Genomic DNA, 15,668 nt, shown 5'->3' with positions numbered 1-15,668 from the left:
CCGAAGCGACCGGACCGTGTTTTCGGCTGTGCCGAAGAACACTGTCTCCGGCTGCCCCTTCATGCGGGGCATGAGGGGGCTACACGAAGAACTGCGCGCCGTTGGCCGAGATGGTCGAGCCGTTGATGAAACCCGCGTCGTCCGAGGCAAGGAAGCAGACGCAGCGCGCGATCTCGGAGGGCTCGCCAAGGCGGCCTGCGGGGATCTGGGCGACGATGCTGTCGCGGACCTTCTCGGGGATCGCCATGACCATCTCGGTCGCGATGTAGCCCGGGCAGATGGCGTTGGCGGTGATGCCCGCGCGGGCGCCTTCCTGCGCCAGGGACTTCACGATGCCCAGGTCGCCCGCCTTGGTCGCGGCATAGTTCACCTGCGCGAACTGGCCTTTCTGACCGTTGATCGAGGAGATCACGATGACCCGCCCGAACTTGCGCTCGCGCATGCCGGGCCAGACCGGGTGAACGGTGTTGAAGACGCCGGTGAGGTTGGTGTCGACCACCTCGTTCCACTGTTCGGGCGTCATCTTGTGGAAGGGCGCGTCGCGGGTGATGCCCGCATTGGCGACGACCACGTCGATCGGGCCAAGGTCGGCTTCGACCTGCGCGATACCGGCCTTGGAAGAGTCGTAATCCGCCACGTTCCACTTGTAGGTCTTGATGCCGGTCGCCTCGGTAAAGGCCTTCGCCTTCTCGTCGTTTCCGGCATAGGTGGCGGCCACTTCGTAGCCCTCCGCCTTCAGCGCCTTGGAAATCGCCTCTCCGATGCCGCGGCTTCCGCCGGTGACGAGTGCAACTCTTGCCATGGTATCCTCCAGTTCTGGCGTCAGTTCGAATCGTTATATGCTGGGGCCTTCCGGCGCAACTTTATTGCGCCGATATTTTTCGGGTGTGGGCTGCGTCACGGTTTCGCGGGGGCCTGACCCCCGGAGGCTCTGCTGATCGTCGAAACCGATCGTCATGGCAGGGGCCTCCGTTCCATTGCTCTAGCGAGGCGCCGGTCTGGCGCGCAGCGGACCGTCACCGGTCATTGAAACCGGTGTCCGCGCAGGGGGGCGACAGGGGCCCGATGTATGCCGGGCGACAGGGGTCGACAGGGGCTTGGGGGATGGGGCCGATAGAGCCGTCCGGCCTTGAAATGCGAATCGTTTTTGCCCGAAGGGAACAAGTTTGGGAGGGTTGGCGCGCGTCTGCGCGCCAACCGGATGACGGACCGGGGCCAGTGCTGAAATGCAGCCCATTGCTGGTCCACCGCGTCCTGATGTCAGGGGCGTTCGACGCAGAGCGCGACACCCATGCCGCCGCCGATGCACAGCGTGGCGAGGCCTTTCTTGGCGTCCCGGCGCTTCATTTCGAAGAGCAGGGTGTTCAGGACGCGCGCGCCCGAGGCGCCGATGGGGTGGCCGATGGCGATGGCGCCGCCGTTCACGTTCACCTTGGCCGGATCCCAGCCCATGTCCTTGTTCACGGCGCAGGCCTGCGCGGCGAAGGCCTCGTTGGCCTCGATCAGGTCGAGATCGTCGACCGACCAGCCTGCCTTGTCCAGCGCCTTGCGCGACGCGTAGATCGGGCCGACACCCATCACCGAGGGGTCGAGACCGGCGGTGGCGTAAGAGGCGATGCGGGCCAGCGGTTCGATCCCGCGCTTCTCGGCCGCGTCGGCGGACATCAGCAGGACACCGGCGGCGCCGTCATTCAGGCCCGAGGCATTGGCCGCGGTGACAGAGCCGTCCTTGGTGAAGGCCGGGCGCAGCTTCTGCATGGCTTCCATGGTGGCGCCGTGGCGGATGTACTCGTCCTTGTCCATCACGATGTCGCCCTTGCGGGTCTTGATGGTGAAGGGCACGATCTCGTCGTCGAACTTGCCGGCCTTCTGCGCGGCCTCGGCCTTGTTCTGGCTGGCGACGGCGAATTCGTCCTGCATCTCGCGGCTGATCTGCCACTGCTGGGCGACGTTCTCGGCGGTCTGGCCCATGTGGTAGCCGTTGAAGGCGTCCCACAGGCCGTCGCGGATCATCGTGTCGATGAACTGCATGTCACCCATCTTCTGCCCGGCGCGCAGGCACTGGGCGTGGGGGCTGAGGGTCATGTTTTCCTGGCCGCCCGCGCAGACGACAGAGGCGTCGCCAAGCATGATGTGCTGGGCGCCAAGCGCCACGGCGCGCAGGCCCGAGCCACAGACCTGGTTGATGCCCCAGGCGGCGGCTTCCTGCGGAAGGCCGGCGTTGATATGGGCCTGGCGCGCGGGGTTCTGGCCCTGCGCGGCGGTCAGGACCTGGCCGAGGATGGTCTCGGAGACCTCCGACTTGTCGATCCCGGCGCGCGCCACCAGAGCCTCGAGCACGGCGGCGCCAAGGTCATGTGCGGGCGTGTTTGCGAAAGATCCGCCAAAGCTGCCGACCCCGGTCCGGGCGGCACTGGCGATAACGACGTTGGTCATGTGATGTCCTCCAGCCAATCGTGTGTGATCGGGCATACCGTGTTTCCACGCGCGGCGAAACCACCGTGACGTGATGCGATGCTGCAATAGCAAGGGCGCGGGAAGCCGGTAACAGGACAGGGTGTCTCAGCTTGACCTTACGGTAGGGTTTGGCTTGCCCCGATGCCGAGAATCAGGGGGCGCTGTGGCGGGTGGGGCCGGTGGCCTGTTCCTTGCCGATGGATCGCACGGAGCGGGGGCAGCCTTGGCGCGGCGGTCCCGTCAGCCGGTCGCAGAGCGCTTGGCCGCGGGGGGCGGATCGCGCCAGGCCGGGCGCACGGTGGGGGCGGCGAAGTGGTAGCCCTGCAGGCAATCGACGCCGAGCTCGGTCAGGCAGTCGGCATCGGCCCGCGTCTCGACCCGTTCGGCGACGGTGAACATGTCGAATTGTTCGGCAATGCGGATCATCGCCGAGACCAGCACCTGGTTGTCCGGGTCGCGGGCGATGTCGCGGCAGAACTGGCCGTCGATCTTCAGGACGTCGAAACTGAAATCCTTGAAGTGCTTCAAGGCGGTGAAGCCCGCGCCGAAATCGTCCATGGCGAAGGCGATTCCCTTGCCCTGCAGGTCGCGCATGAAGGATTTCACCAGTTCCGGCAGGGTGATGGCGGATTGTTCGGTTATCTCCAGGATCAACCGCTCCGCCACGGTGGGGTCGCCCTGCAGGCCGCGGGACAGCGTGCGCATCCACTTCTTGTAGCCGATCGACCGGGCCGACATGTTGATCGCCAGCCGCAGGCCCGGCACGCGCGACAGTTCCGCCAGCCCCTGTTCCAGCGCGATGCAATCCAGCATCCGCCCGTATTCCGTATCCTCGACCGTGTCGATGAACTGCCCGGCGGGGATCACCCGCCCGGTTTCGTCGAGCACGCGGATCAGCCCTTCGTGAAAGGCGATCCGTCCCGGCACGCGCGCCTGCATGACCGGCTGAAACGCCAGCATCACCTCGCGGTGGCTGATCGCGCGGCGGACCATGTCGAGCACGGTGGCATCGCGCGCCGTCACCGCGTGATCCAGCGCATTGCGCGGCGCCCCGTCATATGTGTCCGGGTCCCGGGCCAAGCTTTTTTCCGTCACGATCCCTGCTCTCCGTCACGATCCCTGCGGCCCAGTTGACGCCACAGGCGTTAAAAGGCCGTAAATGTCCGTATTTGCTTCAAATCGCGGCGGTGCCGGTGTCGTGCTTGACTCCGGGCCGAATGCCCGTATAAGCGCCGCTTCACTGGTGTTGGTGGGCCCTGCAAGGGGATTCCTGTCAACCCGGGTCGCCGGGAAACCGGTCCGGGGAGAGGACAACGCCCTTTGACACGGCAAGAGGCCCGGCCCGGGTCCGGTCCACGCAACGGTCGAGACGCAAACGCGATTTCGGCCAGAAACGTGGGAACCGGTTTTCGGATCAGGTCGAAAGGCCAATAAAAAGGAGATCAGACGGTGACCAAACGCACCTCTGCCAAGTACAAGATCGACCGCCGCATGGGCGAAAACATCTGGGGCCGCCCGAAGTCCCCGGTCAACCGCCGCGAATACGGCCCCGGCCAGCACGGCCAGCGCCGCAAGCAGAAGCTGTCGGACTTCGGCCTTCAGCTGCGCGCCAAGCAGAAGCTCAAGGGCTACTACGGCGACCTGACCGAAAAGCAGTTCCGCCGCATCTTCGCCGAGGCCGAGCGGGTCAAGGGCGACACCGGTGAGAACCTGATCGGCCTGCTCGAGCGCCGCCTCGACGCCGTGGTCTACCGCGCCAAGTTCGTGGCGACCGTCTTCGCCGCCCGCCAGTTCGTCAACCACGGCCACGTGCTGGTGAACGGCAAGCGCGTCAACATCCCGTCCTACCGCGTCAAAGAGGGCGATGTCGTCGAGGTTCGCGAGAAGTCGCGCCAGATGGCCGCGCTGCTGGAAGCCACCCAGCTGGCCGAGCGGGACGTGCCGGACTACATCGAGGCCGACCACTCCAAGATGACCGCGACCTTCCTGCGGGCCCCCGGCCTGTCGGACGTGCCGTACCCGGTTGTCATGGAACCGAACCTCGTCATCGAATTCTACGCGCAGAACTGATCGTTCCGCGCTTCCCGAAAGACCAGAGGCCGCCCCCATCGGGCGGCCTTTTTCGTTGTCCGAGGGGGCGGATGTTGCCTGCAGGGGCACGGACCGCTTCGCTTGCCAATCGACCGATGGGCTGCGCGTCGGAAAAGGCCCATCCCGCAAGGGGGCGAGTGTCCTGGGGGCCGGGTGGACTTGCCCCGGCAAGGGCCTGCCGAGGGGGACGCCATGCGCAGAGCGCATCCGCCGGTTCAGAACGAGAAAACCGCGCCCCGGTGTGGGGCGCGGCTTTGCCGTTTTCACGAGGGATGTGAAACGCGGGTGGTCTCAGACGTGCGAAAGGTCGCGGAAGACGTGGTAAACGATCTCGTCGCGCTTGATGCCGCGGCGGGCGAGCTCTGCGTCGCTCATCGACTGCAGGTGCTCGATCTGCTTCACGCGACCGTTGGCCTCTGCCACCATGACCAGAGCGTTCATGATGCGGTTGCCGATCCGGGCGAAAACATTGGTGCGCGGCGCGTATGCTGTGTTGGTCATTGCCATGGGATGCCTCATTCCGGGAACAAGTTATCCTCCCTTGCGGGCAGAGTTATGCTGCATTGCGGCATGGTACTAGGTCGGAAAGGGCATAGCGGCTGTCTCATCTTTGCATGGCTGGCGCGGGAACCTTGCCCGCCGTTCCGTGCTGGCGTATCTGCCCTGACCCTAGGACCGCAGAGGAGACGCCATGACCCCCGAAGAGATCCAGCCCCTGTTCACCCGCTCTGACGGCAGCTTTCTCTGCGCGCGCTGGGGGCGGCCCGTGGCGCCCATCGTCTTTGGGGTCGAAGAGGAGACCCTGACCGTGGTGAAGGGCGCGCTGGAGGCCGTCGCGGCCCTGTCCGGGCATCCCCTGACAGAGACCGACCCGGAACTTGGCGCCAACCTGATGCTGTTCTTCTTCCGCGACTGGTCAGAGCTTCTGGACGTGCCTTCCCTTGGCCAGATGATCGAGGGGCTGGAGGCGCTGGTGGCGCGGCTGGATGCGGCCGGCGCGAACCAGTACCGGGTTTTCCGCTTCGACGCCGAAGGCGCGATCCGGGCCTGTTTCACCTTCCTGCGGATGGACGATGCCCTTGCGGCCCAGCCCGCCGAGACGCTGGCCCTGTCTCAGGCGGTACAGGCCTTCCTGCTGTGGTCCGACACCGCCTTCGCGGAGCGCTCGCCGCTGGCGCGCACCGCAGAGGGCGCGGTGATCCTGCGGCCCGAGATCGCCGGTGTGCTGCGCGCCGCCTATGATCCGGTACTGCCTGCCGTGGCCCGCGACCCGGTCCATGCGCTGCGGCTGGCGGCGCGGCTGTCGGATCGGGAAACGCCTATGTGATGCATATCAAGGCAGCGCGGGGTCTGCCGGGGCATGTGAGGCCCGGGAGAACCGACACATGCCGATTCACTATGCCGAAGACGCGGCCCCTGGCACCGCGATCCTGACCCTGCGCGGCCCGCTGGGATGGGCGGATTACGCGGCCCTCTGCGCGCCCCTGGCGGCGTTGCGCGACCGCTGCGGCCCCCTGAAGGTCATCGAGGTGATCGAGAGTTTCGCGGGTTTCGAGGACGGGCTGGGTTGCCGGATCGAAACCGCCTGCGCCCGGCCCCGGGCAAAGGCCTTGCTTGCGGCCGTCACCCATGTCGCGATCGTGTCCGACATCGGCTGGTTCTGTCCGGTCCTCTCGGTCTCGCTGTCGCGGGGCTTTGCCCTGCGCAGCTTTGCCCTTGCGGATCTAGACAGCGCGCGGGCATGGATGCTGTCGGCAGGCGCACCGCCGAACGCAGGTCCGGCGGCGCGCATGGGGCGCGCCTAGCGCACCATGCCGAGGATTTCGTAGGTCTTTTCGAGGATCGGATTGGCGATGGCGCGGGCCTGTTCGGCGCCGTGGCGCAGGATCGCGTCGATCTCGTCGGGCTGCTGCATCAGCCGCGCCATCTCTGTCGAGATCGGCGAAAGCCGCGTGACGGCGAGATCGGCCAGCATCGGCTTGAACTCCGAGAACTGCTTGCCGCCGACATCCCGCAGCACAGCGTCCACGGACAGATCCGCCAGCGCCGCGTAGATGTTCACCAGATTGCGCGCCTCGGGGCGGGCTTCCAGCCCCTCGGCCTCGGAGGGCAGGGCGTCCGGGTCGGTGCGGGCCTTGCGGATCTTGCTGGCGATGGCATCCGCGTCGTCGGTCATGTTGATCCGGCTCATGTCCGAGGGATCGCTCTTGGACATCTTCTTCGAGCCGTCGCGCAGGGACATCACGCGCGTGGCGGTGCCCTCGATGACCGGCTCGGTGATCGGGAAGAAATCCACGCCGAAGTCGTTGTTGAACTTGATCGCGATGTCGCGGGTCAGTTCCAGGTGCTGCTTCTGGTCCTCGCCCACCGGCACATGGGTCGCGTGATAGGCAAGGATGTCGGCGGCCATCAGCGCGGGATAGGCAAACAGCCCCAGCGAGGCGTTCTCCTGGTTCTTGCCGGCCTTGTCCTTCCACTGGGTCATGCGCTTCATCCAGCCCATGCGCGCCACGCAGTTGAAGATCCACGCAAGCTCTGCATGGGCCGAAACCTGGCTCTGGTTGAACAGGACCGACTTGTCGGGGTCGACGCCCGAGGCGATGAAGCCCGCCGTCAGCTCGCGCGTCTGGCGGCGCAGCGCGGCGGGGTCCTGCCAGACGGTGATGGCATGCATGTCGACCATGCAGAAGATCGACTGGATCCCGGCGGTCTGGCTGTCGGCAAAGCGCTTGAGCGCGCCAAGGTAGTTGCCAAGGTGCAGGTTGCCCGAAGGCTGGATGCCCGAGAAGACGCGCGGCGTGAAAGCGGTTTGGGTCGTGTCCTCGGACATCTGTGTACTCCGTGGTGGAAATCGGGTCCGGGCTGGCTTACCCATGCGCCGCGAGAGCGTCAAGAAAGGCCCGTGCATGACCCATCCCGTGAACGAGACCCCGGTCAACCCGCTGCCGCCCGTCGTGGCGGCCCTTGCGCTGGTCATGGCCGGGTTCGAACTGGCCTTCAACCTCGGCGCGCGGGGGCTGCTTGGCGGACCGAACGCGGTCGGCTGGCGCAATACGCTGGTGGAACGCTTCGGCTTTTCCGGGCGGGCCTTCGACTGGATGCTGGAGAACGGGAGCTTTCCGCCCGAGCACCTGATCCGCTTCGTCACCTATCCCTTCTTTCACGCCAGTTTCTCTCATGCGCTGTTTGCGGTGGTGATCCTTCTGGCCATGGGCAAGGTGGTCGGAGAGGTCATCGGCAGCCTGCGGGTCTGCCTGCTTTTCGTCCTCTGTTCGATCGCCGGGGCGCTGGCCTTCGGCCTTCTGGGCTCCGACCCCTGGCTGCTGGGGGCCTATCCGCCAGTCTACGGCCTGATCGGGGGCTTCACATACCTGCTTTGGGTCCGGCTGGGGCGCGAGGGCGGCGGCCAGTTCCGCGCCTTTCAGCTGATCGGCTTCCTGATGGGGATCCAGCTGGTCTTTGCGGTGCTCTTCGGCGGCGGGCAGGACTGGATTGCCGACCTCGCGGGCTTCGTCACCGGCTTCGTTCTGACCACGGCGCTGGTGCCCGGCGGGCTGGCCCGGCTGATCGCCGCGGTCCGCAATCGCTGAGGCGCGGGCCGCAGGCGACCGGCCCCCGGCCTGACCTGTGCCGCGAAACCCTTGCCGCCATGGCGCGGCAGGGCAGTCCTGCCCCGGGTGCGCAGGCCGTTCAGAATCGCGGCCGCCGGCTGCGGGGCCGCACGCCTCAGAACATGTCGTCCGGCAGCAGGTGGATGCGTCGCGCGAAGCGCCGCGCCTTTTGCATCGGGTAGGGCAGAAGGAAGGCCTCGCGGTCGGCGGGCTTCTTCGCCTTCTCGGCCTCGGCAATCCGCGCCCATGTGCCTGCGCGGGTCAGGTCGGCGCCCTCGGCCCGTGACCGCAGCCACTTGTCCGTCAGCCGCTGGAACAGGGCCTTGCAAAAGGCCGCGTCCCGCAGTTGCACAGAGGCCTCGCTGTCCCAGCGCAGCGACCGCCCGTTGAGATTGGCAGAGCCGATGATCACGGCCTTGTTGTCCACCATCGTCACCTTGGAGTGCAGGTAGACCGGCGCCGCCTCTTCCAGATCGGGCTCGTCACCGTCGCGCGGGCGGGGCTGGGCTGGCGTCAAGGCGGCGAAGCGTTCGCCGAAACAGGTGCGCAGCCGGTCCATCTGCGCGACCTGCAGGCCGTGGGCATGGCGGGCGTTGATGCTGCGGTCGCCTTCGAAGAGCACCCGCTCGGGCGCCGCGGGCAGGACCGCGACCAGTTGCAGGTCCGGTGCGCGGGCGGCGGCGGCACAGAGCGCCTCGGTGATCGGCGCATGGCGCAGGAACTGTGTCTCGATGTAGACAAAGCGCTCTGCCTCGGCAAAGAGCTTTTCATGCGCGGTCTCGTGGTCCATCGCCCTGGGGCGCGGGCTGATGCGGGCCGGGCCGGGGCAGGGGTTCGAAAAGGTCCGCAGCAGCCTGACCTCGGGGCGCGACTGCGCCCGCCGGGACAGCTCTATCGGGACGGCCCGGGTGGCCAGCGACGGCGATCCGCAGCGCAGCGCGGCGTTCCAGCAATCGGCGAAATGGCCAAAGAGCGCACCGGCAAAGTCCCTGTCCGCCAGTTCGACGGAGATGTCGTGCCAGGTCTCTTCGGCGGCGCGGTCGTGGTCCGGCGTGTCATAGCGCCGTTCGTTGATGTCCAGCCCGCCGATGATGCAGCCTTCGCCGTCGGCGATGGCGAATTTCTGGTGCAGGGTGACCGGGCGCAGGACCGGGCCGCGCTTCAGCATGTCGCGCTGCACCGGCGTCAGGCGCGCGGGATCCTCGTCGCGCAGCCGGGCCATGGTCTCGTTGATCTTGCGCATCATCGCGATGCGCCACAGCGCCCCGGCCTGCTGGCCGTGGGTGGCGCAGAGGATCTGCGTGTTCTCCCCGGCCACATCGGCGAAGCCCGAGGCACAGGCCCAGGCGTTGCGGTGCAGGCCAGAGGTGAAGATCGGGTCGAAATCCGCGATCAGCAGCCGGATCGACACGCCGCGCCGCGCGGTCCACGAGATCAGGTTCGACCATGTCTCGAGCCCGCGCTCGCGCAGGCCCGGGTCGCGCAGGCGGGTTCTGGGGTCGAGGATGCGAAACGACATCACCAGATCTTCGGTGGCCGAGGCGACCAGCCGCTCCAGCGCGGGAAAGCCTTCGGCGGCGGTGATCAGGGCTTGGGGCGTCATGACGAGGCCTTTCTGCGGCGGGTGATGGCGCGGATCTCCGAGAAGCTGAAGGCGCCCAGGACCTGTCCCGCCACGGCATAGACCAGGGTGCCCGCGAGGATCAGCGCAAAGAGGGCGGCGGCCCGGATCCAGGGTAGGGCCAGCCAGGGCGACAGCAGCAGCGCCGCGCCGTAAAGGGCCGCCCCCATGACCGCCGAGGCGGCGCAGATGCGCAGGATGCGGCCCCGGAACCGCGCGTCGAAAGAGGCGACGTCGCCCATGGCGCGCGCCCCCCGCGCCAGTTGCCAGACCATGATCCAGCCGGCGGCGGTGGTGGCGATGGCCGGGGCGATCCAGCCCAGCACGGGCGACAGACCGATCGCGACCAGGGCGTTGATGACCATGGCCCAGACCGCGTAGCGGAAGGGGCTGCGGGTGTCCTCGCGGGCGAAGAACAGCGGCTGAAGCACCTTCTGCAACACGAAGGCGGGCAGCCCCAGCCCGTAGATCGCCACCGCCAGCGCGATGGCCTGCGTGTCCGCGCGCCCGGTCGCGCCGCGCTCGAACAGCACAGAGACCAGCGGCACCGGGATCACGATCAGCGCCACCGCGCAGGGCACGGTAATCGCCAGCGACAGCTCTCCGGCGCGCGAGAAGGCATTGCGCGATCCGGCCTCGTCCCGGGCCTTCAGGCGCCGCGACAGGTCGGGCAGCAGCACGATGCCCACCGCGATGCCCACCACGCCCAGCGGCAGCTGGTACAGGCGGTCGGCGGCATAAAGCCAGCCCACGGCCTTGTCGAAATGCGAGGCCACCTGCTGGCCGACCAGCAGGTTGATCTGCATCACCCCGCCGGCAAGGGCCGCGGGCACGGCGACCACGACAAGCCGCTTCATGTCCGGCGTCCAGCGCGGCCGCGCCGGGCGCAGGCGCACCCCGGCCCGGTCCGCGGCGATCCAGACCAGCGCCAGCTGCGCCACACCGGCCAGGGGCACCGCCCAGATCAGCCATTCGATCACGGCGCCCCCGGCCAGGGTGGCCAGCCCCATGGCGCTGCAGACGATGATGTTGAGAAAGACCGGCGCGGCGGCGGCGGCGGCAAAGCGGCCGGTGGCGTTCAGCGCGCCCGAAAACAGCGCCGCCAGCGAGATCAGCAGGATATAGGGAAAGACCACGCGGCCATAGTCCACCGTCATCCCGAAGCGCCCGTCCCCGGCAAAGCCCCCGGCGGTCAGCCAGACCAGCCCGGGCATGAAGACCAGCGCGAGGCCGGTCAGGATCAGCAGCACGAAGGCCAGCCCGTTCAGCGCATCGGTGGCAAAGCGGGTCGGGTTCTCGTCCGCCTCCAGCTTCTTCGAGAAGATCGGCACGAAGGCGGCGTTGAAGGCCCCCTCGGCAAAGAAGCGGCGGAACATGTTCGGCAGCCGGAAGGCCGCCACGAAGGCATCCATCACCGGCCCCGGCCCGATCAGCGCGAGGATCATGATTTCCCGGACAACCCCGAGAATGCGGCTCAGCAGGGTCCAGAACCCGACGGTCATGATCCCGGCGATCAGGCGGATTGGTTTCATTCTGTCCTCGGTCCGTCGTTTGGCGAAGCCCTATCCGAAAGCCGGGTTGCCCGGAAGGGGCGCTACATCGCGCATGCGACGTGGCGTGCATCGGACATGCAACGGGGCAGGGGCGCCAAGGGTTCCCGGCAACCGCAGTTCGGGCACAGGAAGCCCCGGGGCCGCGCCGATCCGCCCTGGACGCATGCCGGCGGTGCCGTCCCGGCGCGCGCGCCTCCCGCTTCTTCTGTCCGGAAATATCCTGGGGGTCCGGGGGCAAAGCCCCCGGCCGGTCGCGCGGCGTCAGCCGGGCGAAATCCCCCGGGCCCGGACATCAGCCGCGCGCCCGCGCCGCGCCTTCCTCGATCGCCTGCCGCAGCTTCTTCTCGATCAGCTCGCGTTTCACGCGGCTGTGCAGCTTCAGCCCGAACATGTCCTTCACGTAGAAGGTATCGACCGCCTGCTCGCCGTAGGTCGCGATGATGGCCGAGGCGATGTAGACATGCTGCGCCGCCAGCGTCCGGGCGAGATCGTGCAGAAGCCCCGCGCGGTCGCGGGTGTCGACCTCGATGATCGTGAAGATCTCGGACCCCTCGTTGTCGAAGGTGATCGAGGTCGGCACGCGGAAGGCCTCTTCGCGCTTCTTCAGCTTGTCGCGCGGTTTCATCGCCTCGCGGGTCACCACCTCACCGGCAAGGGTCTTGCGGATGGTCTCGCGCAGGCGCGGGATGCGCAGGTCCTCGTAGGGAGAGCCCTCTGCGTCCTGCACCCAGAAGGCCGCCGTGGCATAGCCGTCCTTGGTGGTGAAGGTGCGCGCGTCCACGACATTGGCCCCGGCCAGCGCCAGCGCGCCGGTCAGCCGCGAGAAGATGCCCGGATGATCCTGCAGCGCAAAGCAGACCCGCGTGGCGTCGCGGTCCTCGTCGGGGTGGACGTCGATCTTGACCTCGTCGTCCTTGATGTCCTTCAGAAGCCTGGCAAAGACCACATGCGCGGTGATGTGCAGCCCCTGCCAGTAGGGCGGGTAATGGCGCTGCGTCTCGGTCCGCAGGGCGGAGGGCTCCCAGTCCGACAGGGTCTCGCGCAGAAGCTTGCGGGCCTCGGTGCCGCGGTTCTCGCGGTTGAGATCCTCCATCCCGCCTTCCAGCGCGCGGCGGGTCTGGCGGTAGAGCGCGCGGATCAGCGCCGCCTTCCAGTTGTTCCAGGTTCCGGGGCCGACGCCCCGGATGTCGCAGACCGTCATCACGCAGAGCAGGTCCAGCCGCTCGCGCGTCTGCACCGCCTTGGCAAAGTCGCGCACGGTGCGCGGGTCGGCGATGTCGCGCTTCTGCGCCATGTCGGACATCAGCAGGTGGTAGCGCACCAGCCATTCCACCGTGGCGCATTCGGCCTTGTTCAGACCCAGACGCGGCGCCACCTTGCGCGCGATCCGGGCACCAAGCGCGGAATGGTCCTCGTCCCGGCCCTTGCCGATGTCGTGCAGCAGCAGCGCCACATACAGCACCTTGCGGTTGACCCCTTCGTCAAGGATCGTCGAGGCGACGGGCAGCGCCTCTTTCAGGTCGCCGTGCTCGATCTCGGACAGGTGCCGGATGCACTGGATGGTGTGTTCGTCCACCGTGTAATGGTGGTACATGTTGAACTGCATCATCGCCACGATGGGCGCGAATTCGGGGATGAAGGCCGCCAGTACCCCCAGCTCGTTCATGCGCCGCAGCGCGCGCTCCGGGTTGCCGTGCTTCAGCAGCAGGTCCATGAACAGCCGCCGCGCTTCCTTGTCCTCGCGGAAGCCGGCGTCGATCAGGTGCAGGTTCGCCTTCACCAGCCGCATCGCATCCGGGTGGATCAGCAGCCCGGTGCGCAGCCCCTCTTCGAACAGCCGCAAGAGGTTCAGCCGGTCTTCCAGGAAGCGCCTGTCGTCCGAGATCGCAAGGCGGTTGTTGACGACGGCATAGCCGTCCTTGACCTGCGGCTGGCGCTTGAGGATGCGCAGGATCAGCGGCGCGTCCTTGGTGTGGTCGGCTTCCAGCGCGGTCAGCAGGATGCGGGTCAGGTCGCCGACGGTGGTGGCGTGGCGAAAGTAATCCTGCATGAAGATCTCGACCGCGCGGCGCCCGCGTCGGTCGTTGTAGCCCATGCGCTGCGCCACCTCGACCTGCATGTCGAAGGTCAGCTGCTCGACAGCCCGGCCCGCCAGCAGGTGCAGGTGGCAGCGCACCGCCCAGAGAAACCGCTCGGCCTGCACGAATTCCTCGTATTCGTCGGGGCGGAAGACCCCGCGCCGCACCAGTTCGGACACGTCGTCGGTGTGGTGCACATACTTGATGATCCAGAACAGCGACTGCAGGTCGCGCAGCCCGCCCTTGCCTTCCTTGACGTTGGGTTCGACCATGTAGCGCAGGCCCTGCTTGCGGTGCCGCGCGCCGCGCTCTTCCAGCTTGGCGGCGACGAAATCGCGTTCCGAACCGTTGAAGAGGTCGGTCCACAGGGCCTTGGTCAGCTTGTCGGCAAGCGCACGGTCGCCGGTGATGTAGCGGTGTTCCAGCATGGCGGTGCGGATGGTGAAATCCTCGCCGCCCAGGCGGATGCAGTCCTTCACCGTGCGCGAGGAATGACCGACCTTCAGCTTCAGGTCCCAGAAGACGTAGAGCATCGACTCGATGACGCTCTCGGCCCAGGGGGTGATCTTGTAGGGCGTCAGGAACAGCAGGTCGACGTCGGAAAAGGGCGCCATCTCGCCACGCCCGTAGCCGCCGACCGAGAGGACCGACAGGCGTTCCCCCTGCGTGGGGTTGGCCCTGGGATGCAGGACCTGCGTGGCGATCTCGAAGGTCAGCCGCACCACGCAATCGGTGATCCAGGTGTAGGACCGGGTGGTGCGCCGAGACCCGAAGGGTTCCCTGGCAAAGGCCGCGGCGATGACGTCGCGACCCTGCTCGGTGGTTTCGGAGAGGGCCTCGACCACGGCCTTGCGCACCGTGCCCTCGGCCATGCCGGGTTTCAGCCTGGCGAAGAGCGTGGTGCGCACCGCGTCCAGGTCGAAGATATCCGATGCCGGGGCGATCAGGTCGTCCGGCACCGGGTTCGTGTCGCGGTCAGAAGCCTGCCGAGGAGAGACTGCTTGGGGCAGGGTCAAGGATCACCATCTGCTTGTTGCGGACCGTGGCCACCGCCAGCGCGCGCCGGTTCGTGCCGTCGTTCATCAGACGGAATACACCGCCGGTGCCGGTAAAGCTAGAAGAGGTCAGCCCCCGGGTCGACAGGGCGTCCCCGCGCCCCTGCTTGGCCAGCGCGGCGATTGCCGCGATGCCGTCGTAGGCAAGGCCGGCAAGCGGGTGCGGCGCGGTGCCATAGGCGGCGGCGTAGCGCTGGTTGAAGCTGTCCTGCCGGGCCTTTTCGGGCAGGGCGAACCATGCGCCCTCGGCGCCGGGAAGCTCGAAGAGGTCGGGCCGCACGTCCCAGCGGGTCAGGCCGACGAACTGCACCTGGGCGGAGGTGACGCCGTTCTCGGGCAGTTGCCGCAGCAGCATCGGCATCGCGGCATTGGTCGCGTCGGTGGTGATGAAGACGGTGTCAGCCGCACCGGACTGGACCACCTGTCCGGCGGCCTGCGCGGCGGCCGAGACGCCCTCGACCGAAAGGGCATAGGGCTGGGCGCCCACAACCTGCACGCCATGCGTTTTCGCGGCCTGCTCGATGGCGGACTTGCCGAACTGGCCGGGCACGTCGTTGGAATGCACGATCAGGATGCGCGACTTGCCCTGCCGCTTGGCATGAGCCATCAGCCGTTGCGCGGTATTGGCGAAGGTCGGGCCAAGGATGAAGACGTTGCCGCCCGCGATCGAGGCGTTGTTGGAAAAGCCCAGCACGTTCACGCCCTCGTCGGCGACCGCCAGACCGGCCGCGTTCGCGACCTCTCCGAACAGCGGGCCGAGGATGATCCGCGCGCCGTCGTCGACGGCCTTCTGGGCCTGGGCAGAGCCGAGCTCGGGCCGCCCGGCGGTGTCATAGACGCGCAGGTCGATCTGCGCGCCCTGCTCGGCGATGGCGAGACGGGCGGCGTTTTCCAGCGCGGCGGCCACCGGCGCGGCACCGCCGTCGGATTTGGGCACCAGAAGCGCAACCGGGATCGGCTGCGAGGGATCGATGGCCGGCCCCCCGCCGAGAGACGGCGCCAGGTTGACATCGCAGGCAGAAAGGCCCAGGGCGGAAAGCCCCAGAACGGCTGGCCGCAACGCCTTGCGCAGCGGGGACAGAAAGGCAAACATGGTTGAAATTACTCCCTCGTTTTCCGGAGGCGGGGCGAGCGCCCGCGATTTACCGGGGATCATAGTGCTGCGGTCAGGGGGGTCCAAGTGACGAATGCCGACAAGGGGA

The 15,668-nt window shown here is 67.5% G+C and carries 13 protein-coding genes; 4 read left to right on the top strand and 9 right to left on the bottom strand.

All coding sequences use genetic code 11. The features are described 5' to 3' along the window. Positions 1 to 79 precede the first annotated feature (79 nt). The 3 genes from phbB to ACN5KJ_RS16815 form a co-directional block, all read right to left on the bottom strand. Positions 80 to 802 (bottom strand): acetoacetyl-CoA reductase, encoded by a 723-nt coding sequence (gene phbB / locus ACN5KJ_RS16825; RefSeq protein ID WP_206565249.1) that lies wholly within the window; start codon positions 800 to 802, stop codon positions 80 to 82. Between the two features lie 458 nt (positions 803 to 1,260). Then, positions 1,261 to 2,436 carry an acetyl-CoA C-acetyltransferase gene (locus tag ACN5KJ_RS16820; RefSeq protein ID WP_418595121.1) on the bottom strand — a complete coding sequence of 392 codons (1,176 nt, stop codon included), beginning with the start codon at positions 2,434 to 2,436 and terminating at the stop codon, positions 1,261 to 1,263. A 261-nt stretch (positions 2,437 to 2,697) separates the two neighbouring features. Further along, entirely contained in the window at positions 2,698 to 3,450 is a 753-nt protein-coding gene (locus ACN5KJ_RS16815; RefSeq protein ID WP_418595185.1) for an EAL domain-containing protein, read from the bottom strand. Positions 3,451 to 3,906: 456 nt separating this feature from the next. On the opposite strand from ACN5KJ_RS16815, the gene rpsD reads away from it, so the two are divergent. Next, complete coding sequence (rpsD, locus tag ACN5KJ_RS16810) at positions 3,907 to 4,527, top strand: 30S ribosomal protein S4 (RefSeq protein WP_347166731.1); 621 nt, start codon at positions 3,907 to 3,909, stop codon at positions 4,525 to 4,527. Positions 4,528 to 4,839: 312 nt separating this feature from the next. On the opposite strand, the gene ACN5KJ_RS16805 is transcribed toward rpsD, so the two are convergent. Next, on the bottom strand, positions 4,840 to 5,055 hold the full coding sequence (locus ACN5KJ_RS16805; protein WP_418595120.1) for a DUF1127 domain-containing protein: 216 nt from the start codon (positions 5,053 to 5,055) through the stop codon (positions 4,840 to 4,842). A 184-nt stretch (positions 5,056 to 5,239) separates the two neighbouring features. Here ACN5KJ_RS16805 and ACN5KJ_RS16800 point away from each other — a divergent pair, with 184 nt between their 5' ends. Both ACN5KJ_RS16800 and ACN5KJ_RS16795 read left to right on the top strand, forming a co-directional pair. After that, on the top strand, positions 5,240 to 5,875 hold the full coding sequence (locus tag ACN5KJ_RS16800; RefSeq protein ID WP_418595119.1) for a hypothetical protein: 636 nt from the start codon (positions 5,240 to 5,242) through the stop codon (positions 5,873 to 5,875). A gap of 58 nt (positions 5,876 to 5,933) precedes the next feature. After that, positions 5,934 to 6,353, top strand: coding sequence for an STAS/SEC14 domain-containing protein (locus tag ACN5KJ_RS16795; RefSeq protein WP_418595118.1), 420 nt, complete (start codon positions 5,934 to 5,936; stop codon positions 6,351 to 6,353). Here ACN5KJ_RS16795 and trpS read toward each other — a convergent pair. After that, a complete protein-coding gene (gene trpS, locus ACN5KJ_RS16790) occupies positions 6,350 to 7,378 on the bottom strand; it encodes a tryptophan--tRNA ligase (protein ID WP_418595117.1) in 1,029 nt (342 codons plus the stop codon). The two genes, ACN5KJ_RS16795 and trpS, sit on opposite strands and share 4 nt — an antisense overlap. Before the next feature lie 76 nt (positions 7,379 to 7,454). Between trpS and ACN5KJ_RS16785 the strand changes: the two genes are divergently transcribed. After that, positions 7,455 to 8,138 carry a rhomboid family intramembrane serine protease gene (locus tag ACN5KJ_RS16785; RefSeq protein WP_418595116.1) on the top strand — a complete coding sequence of 228 codons (684 nt, stop codon included), beginning with the start codon at positions 7,455 to 7,457 and terminating at the stop codon, positions 8,136 to 8,138. A gap of 136 nt (positions 8,139 to 8,274) precedes the next feature. Here ACN5KJ_RS16785 and ACN5KJ_RS16780 read toward each other — a convergent pair whose 3' ends face one another. The 4 genes from ACN5KJ_RS16780 to ACN5KJ_RS16765 all read right to left on the bottom strand — a co-directional run bounded on the left by ACN5KJ_RS16780 (position 8,275) and on the right by ACN5KJ_RS16765 (position 15,559). Then, the gene (locus ACN5KJ_RS16780; protein WP_418595115.1) at positions 8,275 to 9,762 is read right to left on the bottom strand and encodes a phospholipase D family protein; all 1,488 of its coding nucleotides are present in this window, start codon (positions 9,760 to 9,762) and stop codon (positions 8,275 to 8,277) included. After that, positions 9,759 to 11,312, bottom strand: coding sequence for a murein biosynthesis integral membrane protein MurJ (gene murJ, locus ACN5KJ_RS16775; RefSeq protein ID WP_418595114.1), 1,554 nt, complete (start codon positions 11,310 to 11,312; stop codon positions 9,759 to 9,761). The genes ACN5KJ_RS16780 and murJ overlap by 4 nt, the downstream gene beginning before the upstream one ends. Before the next feature lie 313 nt (positions 11,313 to 11,625). After that, positions 11,626 to 14,427, bottom strand: coding sequence for a [protein-PII] uridylyltransferase (locus tag ACN5KJ_RS16770; protein WP_418595113.1), 2,802 nt, complete (start codon positions 14,425 to 14,427; stop codon positions 11,626 to 11,628). Then, complete coding sequence (locus ACN5KJ_RS16765) at positions 14,387 to 15,559, bottom strand: penicillin-binding protein activator (protein WP_418595112.1); 1,173 nt, start codon at positions 15,557 to 15,559, stop codon at positions 14,387 to 14,389. The genes ACN5KJ_RS16770 and ACN5KJ_RS16765 overlap by 41 nt, the downstream gene beginning before the upstream one ends. Positions 15,560 to 15,668 lie beyond the last annotated feature (109 nt).

The organism is Ponticoccus sp. (in: a-proteobacteria) (genome assembly GCF_048381735.1).
This window is presented reverse-complemented; position numbering and strand designations above follow the sequence as displayed.

Bases quoted from the DNA above. Each gene is read 5' to 3' on its own strand.
- ACN5KJ_RS16800 (WP_418595119.1), top strand. From the start codon at position 5,240: ATGACCCCCGAAGAGATCCAGCCCCTGTTCACCCGCTCTGACGGCAGC.
- ACN5KJ_RS16765 (WP_418595112.1), bottom strand. From the start codon at position 15,559: ATGTTTGCCTTTCTGTCCCCGCTGCGCAAGGCGTTGCGGCCAGCCGTT.
- murJ (WP_418595114.1), bottom strand. From the start codon at position 11,312: ATGAAACCAATCCGCCTGATCGCCGGGATCATGACCGTCGGGTTCTGG.
- ACN5KJ_RS16785 (WP_418595116.1), top strand. From the start codon at position 7,455: ATGACCCATCCCGTGAACGAGACCCCGGTCAACCCGCTGCCGCCCGTC.
- ACN5KJ_RS16795 (WP_418595118.1), top strand. From the start codon at position 5,934: ATGCCGATTCACTATGCCGAAGACGCGGCCCCTGGCACCGCGATCCTG.
- ACN5KJ_RS16780 (WP_418595115.1), bottom strand. From the start codon at position 9,762: ATGACGCCCCAAGCCCTGATCACCGCCGCCGAAGGCTTTCCCGCGCTG.
- trpS (WP_418595117.1), bottom strand. From the start codon at position 7,378: ATGTCCGAGGACACGACCCAAACCGCTTTCACGCCGCGCGTCTTCTCG.
- ACN5KJ_RS16820 (WP_418595121.1), bottom strand. From the start codon at position 2,436: ATGACCAACGTCGTTATCGCCAGTGCCGCCCGGACCGGGGTCGGCAGC.
- ACN5KJ_RS16805 (WP_418595120.1), bottom strand. From the start codon at position 5,055: ATGGCAATGACCAACACAGCATACGCGCCGCGCACCAATGTTTTCGCC.
- ACN5KJ_RS16815 (WP_418595185.1), bottom strand. From the start codon at position 3,450: ATGGTCCGCCGCGCGATCAGCCACCGCGAGGTGATGCTGGCGTTTCAG.
- phbB (WP_206565249.1), bottom strand. From the start codon at position 802: ATGGCAAGAGTTGCACTCGTCACCGGCGGAAGCCGCGGCATCGGAGAG.